Origin of the sequence: Mycobacterium simiae (genome assembly GCF_010727605.1) — a bacterium.
Taxonomy (GTDB): domain Bacteria; phylum Actinomycetota; class Actinomycetes; order Mycobacteriales; family Mycobacteriaceae; genus Mycobacterium; species Mycobacterium simiae.
In genome coordinates, this window is sequence record NZ_AP022568.1 from 3,989,324 (window position 1) to 4,001,866 (window position 12,543).

At 66.1% G+C, this 12,543-nt stretch carries 10 protein-coding genes; 6 read left to right on the forward strand and 4 right to left on the reverse strand.

What is annotated here, in order from left to right:
* The first annotated feature begins 3 nt into the window (after window positions 1-3).
* Window positions 4-1,560, forward strand: a complete 1,557-nt coding sequence (locus G6N33_RS18745; protein WP_044512222.1) for a GMC family oxidoreductase N-terminal domain-containing protein — start codon at window positions 4-6, stop codon at window positions 1,558-1,560.
* 62 nt (window positions 1,561-1,622) lie between these two features.
* Here the strand turns inward: G6N33_RS18745 and G6N33_RS18750 are convergent, their stop codons facing one another.
* The 4 genes from G6N33_RS18750 to G6N33_RS18765 all read right to left on the reverse strand — a co-directional run bounded on the left by G6N33_RS18750 (window position 1,623) and on the right by G6N33_RS18765 (window position 6,269).
* The gene (locus tag G6N33_RS18750; protein ID WP_044507619.1) at window positions 1,623-2,465 is read right to left on the reverse strand and encodes an SDR family oxidoreductase; all 843 of its coding nucleotides are present in this window, start codon (window positions 2,463-2,465) and stop codon (window positions 1,623-1,625) included.
* Window positions 2,466-2,562: 97 nt separating this feature from the next.
* Window positions 2,563-3,864, reverse strand: a complete 1,302-nt coding sequence (locus G6N33_RS18755) for a TetR/AcrR family transcriptional regulator (protein ID WP_081662045.1) — start codon at window positions 3,862-3,864, stop codon at window positions 2,563-2,565.
* Window positions 3,865-4,008: 144 nt separating this feature from the next.
* Complete coding sequence (locus G6N33_RS18760) at window positions 4,009-5,118, reverse strand: acyl-CoA dehydrogenase family protein (protein ID WP_044507617.1); 1,110 nt, start codon at window positions 5,116-5,118, stop codon at window positions 4,009-4,011.
* Window positions 5,115-6,269, reverse strand: a complete 1,155-nt coding sequence (locus G6N33_RS18765; RefSeq protein ID WP_044507616.1) for an acyl-CoA dehydrogenase family protein — start codon at window positions 6,267-6,269, stop codon at window positions 5,115-5,117. The genes G6N33_RS18760 and G6N33_RS18765 overlap by 4 nt, the downstream gene beginning before the upstream one ends.
* Before the next feature lie 286 nt (window positions 6,270-6,555).
* On the opposite strand from G6N33_RS18765, the gene G6N33_RS18770 reads away from it, so the two are divergent.
* The 5 genes from G6N33_RS18770 to G6N33_RS18790 all read left to right on the forward strand — a co-directional run bounded on the left by G6N33_RS18770 (window position 6,556) and on the right by G6N33_RS18790 (window position 12,543).
* Window positions 6,556-8,211 carry a nitric oxide reductase activation protein NorD gene (locus G6N33_RS18770; protein WP_101528270.1) on the forward strand — a complete coding sequence of 552 codons (1,656 nt, stop codon included), beginning with the start codon at window positions 6,556-6,558 and terminating at the stop codon, window positions 8,209-8,211.
* A 137-nt stretch (window positions 8,212-8,348) separates the two neighbouring features.
* Window positions 8,349-9,185 (forward strand): CbbQ/NirQ/NorQ/GpvN family protein, encoded by an 837-nt coding sequence (locus G6N33_RS18775; RefSeq protein WP_044507613.1) that lies wholly within the window; start codon window positions 8,349-8,351, stop codon window positions 9,183-9,185.
* 106 nt (window positions 9,186-9,291) lie between these two features.
* Window positions 9,292-10,410 (forward strand): ABC transporter substrate-binding protein, encoded by a 1,119-nt coding sequence (locus G6N33_RS18780; protein WP_044507611.1) that lies wholly within the window; start codon window positions 9,292-9,294, stop codon window positions 10,408-10,410.
* Complete coding sequence (locus tag G6N33_RS18785; protein WP_044507609.1) at window positions 10,410-11,558, forward strand: spirocyclase AveC family protein; 1,149 nt, start codon at window positions 10,410-10,412, stop codon at window positions 11,556-11,558. The genes G6N33_RS18780 and G6N33_RS18785 overlap by 1 nt, the downstream gene beginning before the upstream one ends.
* Complete coding sequence (locus G6N33_RS18790; RefSeq protein ID WP_101528249.1) at window positions 11,551-12,543, forward strand: SDR family NAD(P)-dependent oxidoreductase; 993 nt, start codon at window positions 11,551-11,553, stop codon at window positions 12,541-12,543. Before G6N33_RS18785 ends, G6N33_RS18790 begins: the two co-directional genes overlap by 8 nt.

Consider the following 12,543-nt stretch of genomic DNA (forward strand, 5'->3'; position numbering starts at 1 on the left):
CAACTGCTTGGTGCGGAGTTGAAGGCGCAATACGACTTCATCGTCTGCGGATCCGGTTCCAGCGGCTCGGTGGTTGCCCGACGCCTGGCCGAAAATCCCGCCGTAAGTGTGTTGGTGCTCGAAGCCGGTGGCCCCGACGAGGGACCCGAGGTCATGCAACCGCACATGTGGCTGGCGAATCTGGGCAGCGAGCGCGACTGGAACTTCACCGCGGAACCGAGCTGTCACCTCAATGGGCGAGCGATCCCCTATGCGATGGGAAAGGTCTTAGGCGGGGGCTCGAGCATCAACGTCATGGTATGGGCTCGCGGTCACAGAAGCGACTGGGACTACTTCGCGTCCGAGGCCAAAGATGAGCAGTGGAGCTATGATTCGGTCCTCGCGATTTATCGTGAGATCGAAGATTGGCATGGTGCTCCCGATCCGGAGCATCGCGGCACGGGTGGACTTGTCTATGTCCAACCCGCGACCGGCCCCAGCCCGATCGCTTGCGCCGGGCTGGCGGCTGCCGAATCGCTTGGGATTGCGGCCTTTGCAAGTCAAAACGGCAGCCTGATGGAAGGCGACGGCGGTGCCTCGCTAGTCGATTTATGCATCCGCAACGGGCGGCGTGCGTCGATTTTTCGATCGTACTTGTTCCCGCTGATGGATCGCCCCAACGTGACGGTTCTGACCGGCGCTTTGGTCACCCGGGTGACTTTCCACGCGATGCGGGCGACGGGAGTGGAAATTTTCCACCGCGGCGAGTTGCGCCGCATCGGCGCGGGATCGGAGGTGGTGCTATCGCTGGGAGCGATTCATACCCCGAAGGTGCTCATGCAGTCGGGTATCGGTGACCAGACGCACTTGCGATCCCATGGCATCCCCGTCGTGCAGCACCTGCCCGGTGTCGGCCACAACCTGCAGGACCACCCCGGGTTCTCCGCTGTCTGGAAGAGCCGAGATCCGCTGCCCTGGGGTAACAGCGGTGGCGACGTGACCTTCTTTTCCACGAGCGATTCCGGGCTGGGCAGTCCGGATCTTCAGCTCTATCACCTTGAATTTCCGTTTTCGAGCGCGGAGAACGCGGACAGATTCGGCCTACCCGAGGCGGGATGGACCATGTATGGCGCGGTGGTGCGGCCGAAAAGCCGCGGCCACATCACTTTGACCGGACCCAATCCTTCAGACCCCGTGCGAATTAACGCCGGCCTCATGTCTGATCCAGCGGACCTCAGAGCGGCGGTCGCCGGTATCAAACTATGCCGCGACATCGGCAATGCCTCCGCCCTTCGTCCGTTCAGCGAGCGGGAAGTCATGCCGGGCAATCTCGACGATGCCGAACTACGGTGCTATATCCGCAACGACGTCACGACGTACCACCACCAGACGTGCACGGCGAAGATGGGTCTTGACACCATGTCGGTGGTCGACGGATCGCTGAAAGTCTATGGGATACAGGGTCTTCGGATCGCCGACGGCTCGATCATGCCACGGGTCACCACGGGAAACACCATGGCCCCGTGTGTGGTCATCGGAGAGCGCGCCGGCCAGATACTGCGACACGAGCACGCCCTCTAAGGGCAGGGATTCGGACGCTGAGCGGCGGGTGCTGCGCCACCTCCCGAACGCTTGCTCGCGACCTAGAGCTTCACCTTGCCCATGATGATGTCGATGATCGGCTTGCCCGGCGGGTAGGCGTTGGTGACCGACGCCATTGTGTGGCCATAATCGACCAGCAGCGTGATCCCGTTGATGCCGAAGGCGGCGGCGCTATTCAGAAACGCCATCACGTCGCCCATCTGCTCCGGCGTGTGCACCTTGGAGCCGGTCTCGTCGCGGTAGTCCTGGGCGAAGGTCAGCCACAGGTCGGCGTTGGACTGGGCCAGCGGGGTGTCGGTGGGACCCGGGCAGATCGCATTGATCCGGATGCCCTTCTTGAGCAGGGGATAGCCCTGGGTGGCCACGTAGGCGTTGACGACCTTCTTGGAGAAGCCGTAGTGGATGATGCCTTCGGCGGCGTGCGCCGTGACCCATTCCTGGGCCGACGCGAAGTCCGGCGTTGCCAGGAACTCGTTCAACAAATCGAGGTCGTTTTCCCAGCCCATGCCGGCGACCGAGGAGATGAAACAGATCGCCGATCCGGACGGCAGCTGATTGTTCTCCAGCAGCCGCTCGATCAGGTGGCGGTGGCCGAGGAAGTTGATCGCCATCAAGTCGGTGGTGCCCTCGGCGATGCCGGCCGCCGAGAACACGGCGTGGACCGGACCGTCCAGCTGCTCGATGGCGGCGTCGATCGACGCGGTGTCGCGCAGGTCGACCTGAATCGCCTTGGCGACGTCGTAGGCCACCGGTGCATAGTCCATCACGATGACTTCGGCGCCGAGCTCGGCCGCCGACTTGGCCGCGGCGGCGCCCATACCGGTCGCGCCACCGACAACGAGAGCGCGCTTGCCGTCGTAGCGCAACCGATCGACAATGGTCATGGAAATCCCCTTCTCGGATAATGCCAACGCGGTTCTAACCGCTCAACTGTATGGGTAACAGTTATTTGGTTCAATACCGGGGCGGAGTGAGCGCGATTTACTTGCCGCGGACGGCTGCGCCGCGCAATACGGTGTCGCGGGTGTGCACCAGGGCCGCACGTTTCCCGACGTCACGCAGAATGTTCTCCGGGATCCACTGCAGCCCGATCACACAGCGGGCCAGCATCGCGGTGGAAGGAGCGTCGACCCGGATCTCGCCGGAGCGGATTCCTTCCGACAGCAGCGATTTCATTTGCCGCAGCCGGGTGGGATACGACCAGCCCGGGTTCGCCGTCGGTGGCGACTGTCGCATCCACGCGAGCTGGATGCGGAACTCGTCGGAAAATCGGTCCAGCGCATTGACGTTGATCCAGCTCAGTGCGTCCAGCTTCGCGATGGGGGTGGCATCCGAGCGCAGCACGCTGACCCATCCCGCTTCGACCTTCTGGCCGAACGACGCCATGATCGAATCGAGCAGTTCGTCCTTGGATCCAATCACCCGGTAGACGGTGCCGGTGCCGAGATTCGCCGCCGAGGCGATGTCGCGGATCGTGGTCGCCTCGTATCCTTTGCGGCCGAACTCGGCCCGGGCGACCGCCCGGACGTGGGAGGCCTTGTCGAGGGGATCCGCGCCGCTGTCGTCGGCCCACGACTCGATCACGGCGCTGGCCGCCGCGAAGGCGCTCGAGCGATCCAGCGGCGAGTCGGCCGGCGGTCGCGCCGCCAACCCCCGCAAGATGATCCGGCACAGCAGCGCGGCCACCTGGTCGGCGGGGGAGTTGTGCCGCATCACGTCCAGGCCGACCTGCAGCATGGTCTGGCAGATGCGATCGGCCAGCGTCGGAAGGTCGATGTCGGGTTTGATGTAGCCACTCCAGCGCCCGGCACGCAACGTCTGCACCATGGCCTCGTGGATCGCCGAGGGTTGCCGGCGGGTCAACGTCATCAGTTCGGGATCCGCGCTGGGCCCCTCGTAGAAAGACATCTGCAGCGCGGCTCGATGTTTCACCGCGCACTGGGCGATCGCGGACCCCAGCTCGATGATTTGCTCGGCGGCCGGCAGCGAATCGGCGTCGTCCAGCCGCGCCTTGGCCTGCTGCCCGATACGGTCGAGATCGTCCTGATAGCGGCGGATCAGTTCGACCAGGATCGCTTCCTTGGATTCGAAATGGTGATACAGGCTGCCCGGCAAGATGCCCGCTGCGTCGGCGATCTCCTGCAGGGAGGTTCGCAAACCCGACGATGCGATCAACGACGCCGCGGTCTCCAGGATTTCGCTACGCCGGGTTCCGAAGTCGTCGCTGCCGGCCTGATCCAAGCGACTGGTCGCGCGGCTGCCCTTAGCCAGGGGTTTGGCCATGGCTAGCGGTGCGCATAATGGGAGGAGTGCGACCGGGGAAACCTACGCATGCGCCCTCCCTGCCGAACCAAATCTTTGGTAGAGGCTATCAGATTGCCGACCGGAAGCCGGCCCAAATGTGCTGCAAGCGGCGACCGTTGCAGTCTAAATCCCAAGCCCGGGGCCGTTCCAGCCTCTGTTGCTCAGGCGCACACCGAGTTCGGTCAGATACGGGTCCGGTCCGCCGAGCAATTCGCTCCAGCTCAGCAGGCGCTTGAGGTAAAGGTGGGCATCGTGTTCCCAGGTGTAGCCGACGCCGCCGAACACCTGGATGGCGTTGTCGCCCACACTGGCCAGCCGCCCGGAGAACGCCTTGGCCCGCAGCGCCGCCAGGTGCCGCTCGGCGTCCGGCTCGGCGTCGGCCGCCCAGAGGGCGTGGATCACTCCGCTGCGGGCCAGCTCGACCGTCTCGTACATGTCGACGCACAGATGCTGGATCGCCTGGAACGATCCGATGGGCTGGCCGAATTGCTTTCGGACCTTTGCGTATTCGACGGCAAGGCCCATGACGGCTCGAGCCGCACCCAGCGCGTCGGCGGCCGTGGCGATCAGGACGTCATCGATCACCGGCCTGACGTCTAACGGCCCTGCCCCGGTCAGCCGCTGCGCAGGTGTGCGGGCGAGTGAGACGCGAAACCGTTTGCGGGTCTGGTCAATCCCCGGTTCAGGCTGGGCGGTGAATCCGGGGGCGTCGGTGTCCACGGCGTACAACGCGGCCGGGTCGTCGCCGAGGACCAACAGCGTGCCGGCCGCCGCCACATCGGACACACCGCAGAGCTCACCGCGCAGCACGACGCCATCGTTGGCCACCTCGGCGCTGACGGTCACCCGGTCCAGGAAGCCGACGGCGGCGATCGTCGTGCCGTCCGCGATACCGGCTAAAAGCGGTGCGGCGACATCCTTTTCGCAGAGTCGGGTCAGCGCTCGCGGTGCCGCGACCGCGGTCGACAACCAGGGTCCCGGATGAAGGGCCGCGCCGAGCTCCTCTGCGACGACGCCGGCTTCGACCAGCGTCATCCCAGCGCCGCCGTGTTCTTCGGGTACCAGCAGTCCGGTGGTGCCGAGGTCGGCCAAACCACGCCAGACCGTGCCATCGACCCCGGCGGGGTCGTCGAGCAGGGCGCGGACGTGGCCGGCGATCGGCGCTTTGTCGGCGAGAAAGCGCCGCGTGGTGTCGCGCAGGGCGAGCTGTTCGTCGTCGAGTTCGAGGTTCATCTGCGCGGCAGTCCGAGTACCCGTTGGGCGGTGATGTTCTTGTTGATCTGCGTGGTTCCGCCCGCGATGGTCAGCGACCGCGACGTGAGGCGGTAGGTGGCCCAGGCGGCATTGCCGCCGCGGGTCCCCAGCACGTCGAAGGCCAAGGCCGCCAGGTCTTGTCCGATCTCACCCCAGACCGTCTTGGCCAGGCTGGCCGATGCGAAGGCCGCCCTTTGCGAGTCGCCGTGCAGCGCCGCCGAAATCGACCGCTGGCACAGTACCTCGAGATACTTGATACGCAACGCGATTTCGCCCAGGCGGCGCAGCGTCACCGGATCGGCGAGCGCGTCGGTGTGTGCCGCGAGGTCGTCCACCAGTTCCTCCAGCCGCACCTGCATTTCGGCGTATAGCCTTGCGGCCCCGGCCCGTTCGTGGCTGAGCGTGGTGGTGGCCACCTGCCAGCCGCCATTGTACGGTCCCAGTAGTGCGTCGACCGGGACGCGCACATCGTGAAAGAACACCTCGGCGAAATCGGTGTCGCCGTTGAGCGTGACGAGCGGACGTACCTCGATGCCGGGGAGCGCCATGTCGACGATCAGGCAGGAGATGCCCTGGTGCTTTGGGGCGTCGGGATCGGTGCGCACGTACAACTGGCACCAATGCGCCCGGTGCCCGAGCGACGTCCAGATCTTCTGGCCGTTGACGACGAAACCGTCAGCGTCCCGCAGCGCACGGGTGCGCAGCGCGGCGAGATCGGATCCCGCCTCTGGCTCCGACATGCCCTGGCACCAGATGTCGTCGGCGCGCATCATTCGAGGAAGCAGCGTCTTCTTCTGGTCTTCGGTGCCGTACTGCATGATCGCGGGAGCGATGTTGTTCATGCCAATCACGTTGAGTGGCATGGGGGCACGGGCGCGTGTGGTCTCCTCGGTGTACACCAGCTGTTCGAGGACGGTGGCTCCGCGACCGCCGTATTCGCGGGGCCAGGAGACGGCAGCCCAGCCGGCGTCGGACATGGTCCGGTTCCACCCTCGAAGCATCTCGAAGCCGGCGTCGTCGCGTCCGGAGGGCCGGCGGGCGGCGATCAGCTCATCGGTCAGGTTGGCGGACAGCCAGTCGCGCAGTTCGGCCCGGAACTGTTCCACTTCCGCTGGATAAGAGAAGTCCACTTTTCCTTGACTCTGGTCGTCACCGGCTGCGGTTTAGCCGGACTCTACGGTGGCGGATTTTGTCGGTCAACACATCAGTCGCCCGGTATCGCGCTGACACCGCGCATCGGACAGCAAGCCCGCCCGGCCACCACCGCCACCTGGTGGGTGAATCCCCTCGTCATCAGTTCCGGATTCATTGACTGCAGTGCAGCCGGACTCTACGGTGGAACAGATATTTGGTCAACATAGCGGAGGGGTGAAGACGGCGGGCGACGCCTGCCCCGAGCGGTTGCAGGCCCTAAGCATGTTCGCCTCCGCGCTGGCGGGGCGGCCGGTCGCAGTCGTGGACGCCCCACCGGGTGAACTGGCGTGGACGGATGGACACACGATCCACGTCGACACGGCCGGCCGGTCGCAGCTTGGCGCCCTCAAAGAGGTGGCCGTGCAGGCATCGTTGATCGAGGCCGGCAGTCTGAGCCCGGACGTCGTGGCCTCCCTGGTGCGGCACCCCAAACTGGCCAAGCGTTACCTGGCCGTGGAAGGCCACCGGGCGCTGGTTGCCAATGCCACTTTGTTACCAAGCATTTTGGCGACACTGGGTGACAGCGAGACGGCGAACCGCAGCGATTCGCCCGGCATGTCGCTGCGCATCGCCGCCGCTAGGGCGACGCTGCAGGACCCGGTGCCGGAGTTCGGGGTGATCCGCCCGGCCAAGGTGATGGCCGCGTGCACCCGACGGGCCGAACAAAGCGACGCGGACAACGCCGGGCATGTGCCGCGGCGAAGCGGCGCATCCGAACTGGCGGAGCTCGACCACAGCGAGGCCGACGATTCCGACGACCCCGATTTGTTCACCAGTCCGGTCGGTGGCGGTGGCTTCATCGGCAAGTGGCTGGCGAAGATGCTGTCCTCGGCGCGCAAGACCGGTCGCGGCGGGGGGCCGCCCGGGGCGGATGCTCCCACCCATCGGACGAACTCGGGCAGCCATGGCACGGATGCCGTCTCGTCGCTGGCCTCGCTCTCGGCGGAGGACATCGACGATGGCAACACCGCGACAGACGGCGTGCGGTATCCGGAGTGGGACGCGGCGCGCAAGCGCTACCGGCCGGCCTGGTGCACGGTGCGGGAAGTCGAGCCCACCGTTCAACAAACCGCTACTGGGGCGATCGACGACGCCATCGGGCTGCGGCGGCCGCTGTCTCGGCTCGGGATGGGGCTGCACCGTCGGCACCGGCAGTCGCAGGGCGACGACATCGACGTCGACGCCGCGGTCGAGGCGCGCGTCGAGGTGCGGGCCGGATCGGCGCCCGACGAGGCGGTGTACCTGGACAGCCTGCGACGCCGCCGGGACTTGTCGGTGCTGTTGTTGCTCGACGTGTCGGGTTCGGCGGCCGAGCGCGGAACGGTCGGGCGCACGGTGCACGAACAACAGCGTGCGGTGGTCGCCAGCCTCAGTGTTGCCCTGCACGACCTGGGTGACCGGGTGGCGCTGTATGCCTACTACTCGCAGGGGCGCGGGGCCGTGACCATGGTGCCGGTGAAGCGCTTCGACGACCATCTCGACGCCCACATCATCAGGCGGTTGAACAGCTTGCAGCCCGGTGCCTACTCCCGCCTCGGCGCGGCGATCCGGCACGGCGCGTCGGTGTTGGAAAGCCGCGGCGGTACGTCGCGGCGGTTGCTGGTGGTGCTGTCGGATGGCCTCGCCTACGACCACGGATACGAGCGGGCATATGGCGCCGCGGATGCCCGCCGCGCGTTGACCGAGGCGCGGCGGCGGGGGACCGGCTGCGTGTGCCTGACGGTCGGCGCGGGCACCGACGCGGCCGCGCTGCGCCGGGCGTTCGGCAGCGCCGCGCACGCGACGATCGCCCGCCCGGATCAACTCGCCGGCGTGGTCGGACCGCTGTTTCAATCCGCTTTGCGCGCCGCGGAGGCGCGGCGAAGGATGAGCGCCTGACGGCGCTGCGCCGCGCGGATACCCTGTCTCCGAATGTAGTTGGCGCGTCGGCAGCGAGACCGTACTCCGGCCACGGCCATACTTGAAACAAACATCTGTTCCGGGTTAGGCTCCAAGAAATCGTGAGAAGGGACGCCATGACGAGCGAGTCCGGGGTCGCTTGCCGTAACGGCACGGCGCCCGACAGCGGGGCACGGCCCTATTACCAGGAGATCGGCAGCGAAGAGGCGATCTTCAAGGCGGCCTACCGCCAAGGTCTGGCGCTGGTGCTGAAGGGCCCGACGGGCTGCGGCAAGACCCGGTTCGTCGAAGCGATGGCCCACGATCTGGGCCGGCCGCTGGTCACCGTGTCCTGCCATGACGACCTCACCACCGCGGACCTGGTCGGGCGGTACCTACTGCGCGGCGATGAGACGGTCTGGGTGGACGGTCCGCTTACCCGGGCGGTGCGCGAAGGCGCGATCTGCTACCTCGACGAAGTGGTGGAGGCGCGCCAGGACACCACCGTGGTATTGCATCCGCTCGCCGACCACCGGCGGCAGCTGCCGATCGAACGTCTCGGCGTCACGCTGGACGCCGCACCGGGCTTCGGTCTGGTGGTGTCTTACAACCCCGGATACCAAAGCGTGCTCAAGGACCTCAAGGATTCCACCCGACAGCGGATGGTCGCGATCGAATTCTCTTTTCCCCCAGCCGATGTCGAAGAAATAATCGTGAGGCACGAATCGGGCGTGGACGCCGCCACCGCGGCTGAACTGGTGCGCTTCGGCCAGGCTATCCGCCGACTGGAAACCGGCGGCCTGCGGGAGGTCGCGTCGACCCGCGTCCTGATCGCCGCGGGCAGGTTGGTGGCCGAGGGCCTGAGGATGCACGAGGCGGCCCGAGCGGCGATCGCGGGACCGCTCACCGACGACGTGGCGGTCGGGCGGGCGTTGAACGAGATGGTCGAGGTTTACCTGGGCGCAGGCGGATAGAGGATTGACGCTCTACACCGCCGCGGATACCGTCTGAGCATCGTCCTGAACAAATATTAGGTCAGTCGCGGAGCAGTCCGAATACGCGTGTCGTCCGGGAGGTCAGATGTCCTACGAAAGCACCGCCGAGCCGATCAAGGTCGGCTACCTGATGGACTTCAAGCTCCCGCCGGGGTTCCCCGAAGATCTATTCGCCTCGTTCACCCAGACCTTCGACCTGATCTTCGAAGAGGCGCTAGCCAACGGTCTGATGGACCGGGCCGTGCAGATGATCTACCGCGAGGTGGAGGGTCTGCCCAAGGGTTCGGTCAAGGCCGTAATCGATGCCTACGGCGAGCTCGTCGACGAGGGCTGCTTGGTGGTCTTCGGTCCTAACATCACCGACAACTGCGTGCCGTTACGCGAAGCGATCGAGGAACGGTTCAAGGTGCCCGCGATCAGCGTCACCGGCACCGACGACTGGCTGGGCGAGTGGACATTCGCCTTTCCGCAGGGATCCATGACCGACGAGCCGATCTTCATCGCGGACCTGATTGCCAAACGCGGACTCGCCGAAATCGGGGTGCTGGTCGAACAGAGCCTGATCGGCGAGACTTACCTGAAGAATCTCCGAAGTGCCTGTCGCCGCAAGGGAATTCGAATCGTGGCCGAGGCAGCGATCGCCCAGACCGCGCAAGACGTCAACGAGGCCGTCCGCACGCTGCACGAAGCCAAGGCGGAAGCCATCGTGCACCTGGGATTCGGGTTCGGCATCGTCTTCGTCAACCCCGCCCTGGAAGCCGTCGGCTGGGACCCGCCCCGCTTCACCACCACCGCCTTCCAGAACGCCTGGGTGAACCCGATCATGTGGAACGCCTTCATGGGCTGGACTGGGGTCGACCAGTACGACGAGGCGAACCGGACCGGCCAGGATTTCCTCGATGCCTACGCGCAGAAGTACGACGGCAGTCGCCCCGAATTCTGCGTGACGGTGGTCAACCGCGATGTCGCCGCGACCTTGGTGCGTGCGTTTACCGACGCCCACCCGTTGAGTCCGCGCGGGGTCAAGGAGGCGCTGGAGCGGGTCAAGATGATGCCCGCCGCGTCCGGGGCCCCCGGCACCCGAGTGTCGTTCGGCAAGTGGACCCGGCGGGCCTGGATGGGCGCTGGCTACCTGGTGGCCCGCACCCTCGACGCCGACGGCGTCAATTCGCACCTGGTGGATCGCTTCGGAACGGAAGACTGATGTCCACGGATCAATCGCTACCCCCGAAGCTGGCCGAAAGGTCCACGCAACCCGGTACCAAGCGCGGCTGGGGCGGCTGGATCGCCGGCGCCGCTCTGGCGGCGTTCGCGCTCTTGTTCATCGCGAATTGCCGTGTCGCCCTTGGTCCGCGGGTGGCAAACCCGAATGTGCAGGGTCGCCCGCGTCCGGTGCGGTTCATCTTCGGGCTGGATTACATCAGCTTCCTGCACATCTCGACCGTGATCATGCTGCTGGTGCTGATCGTCGTGTTCATCCGCGGCTGGCGGCGCAACCCGGGCAGCCCGGTAATGCTGATGTTCTTGTGCACCACCCTGATCGTGTGGCAGGACCCGATCATGAACTGGGCGCCGTTCGCGGTGTACAACCCCGACCTCATTCACTGGCCGGAGTCCTGGCCGTTGGTGTCGCTGTCGCCGACAGTCGAACCGTTCGTCGTATTCGGTTACGTCACTTTCTATTTCGGGCCGTACTTCCCGGCGGTCTGGATCCTGCGCAAACTACAGGCCAAATACGGCCCCGAAAGCTTCGTCTCGCGACACCCGCTGATCAGCCTAGGTGCCCTGACGTGTGCCATCGGCTTCGTCTTCGACGCGTGGCTGGAGATCCAGCTGGTCCACATGGGGATGTACATCTACTCTCAGGTCATTCCCTGGGGTTCGGTCTTCACCGGCACCACATTCCAATTCCCGTTGATCTGGGAGTCGTTCTCGGTCACCTTCGTGATGGTGCCCGCGGCGATCCTGTGTTACCGCGACGACACCGGTAAATCGGTGGCCGAAAAGCTGGCCGCCAAAGCCAAGATTTTCCCCGGCCGCCCGGTGCTGGGCACCTTCCTGGTGATGTTCGCAATCATCAACGTGTCGTATTTCGCTTACGGCGCCTGGTTCTGGGTCATCAAGGTCAGCCACGCGGCCACCTCGGTCGCTTGCCCGTGGCCCTATCCGGAAGCTAAAGTCTATGATCCGCAAGGGTATTACGAGAGGGCCGGTGCGCTCGGGCCATACTCGGTCGGCATCTGGTCGACCTGGGCGAGCGGGGAACCCAACGGCCGGCCCCATGTCGAGGCTCCGCCGCCCGGTGAGGGCCCCTGCGCCGTACCGGACCACAACGCGAGCGCGCATGGCTGAGCCGCGCGCCGTGGTCATCACCGGTGCCTCCCGCGGGTTGGGGTTCGCCTCGGCGGTGCGGCTGTATCGCGAGGGGTGGCGCGTGGTCGCCGCGATGCGCACGCCCGAGCAGGGGATGCCAGCGCTGCGGCGGGCCGTGGGGGCCGCCGAGAACGACGACAGGCTGGTCGGCGTGCAGCTCGACCTGCTGGACCCGGCGTCGATCACGGCGGCGGCCAAGGCGATCGGGGAAGCGGCCGGCGCGCCGTACGCCGTGGTACACAACGCTGGAATATCCGCGGCCGGGATGGTCGAAGAGACCGACCCGGCACTGTGGCAGAAGATGTTCGCCACCAGCGTCTTCGGCCCGGTCGAACTCACCAAGGCGCTGTTGCCGTCCATGCGGGCGGCGGGTGAGGGCCGGATCGTGCTCGTCGCGAGCACGGCCGGGGTGCGCGGGCAACCGGGCACCGCGCCCTATTCGGCCGCCAAAGGCGCGATGGAGCGCTGGGGTGAATCGTTGGCTTGCGAGATCGCCCCGTTCGGCCTCGGTGTCACCATCTTGGTGTCGGGCACTTACGACACCGAAATCATCACCGACGCAGGCACTATCGACGATCGAAACTTCGAGGGACCATACGCGCGGCTGCACACCACCATGAACAGTCGCGGCCGATTCGCGATGAAGATGGCCCGGCCACCCGAGCGATTCACCGACGGTTTGGTGAAGGCGCTAGGCGACGAGGCGCCGTTCCGGCGCCGCGGGGTCGGGCCGGATGCGGCCATGCTGCTAGCGGTCAACCGCTTGCTGCCGGCCGCCGGAATGCACCACATGTCGCGGACGGTGCTGGGCATACCCAGGCAGGGATCGATGCGCGACGGAGCGTGGCCGCTGACGACCGCTCAAAAGGCGATGGTACTGGCCGCACGTGTTCTTCCGCAGCCGGTGCTGCAGCGCCTGGCCGTACTGGCGGCGCGGCGGCAGCAGGGCAGTAAAGGGGACTGA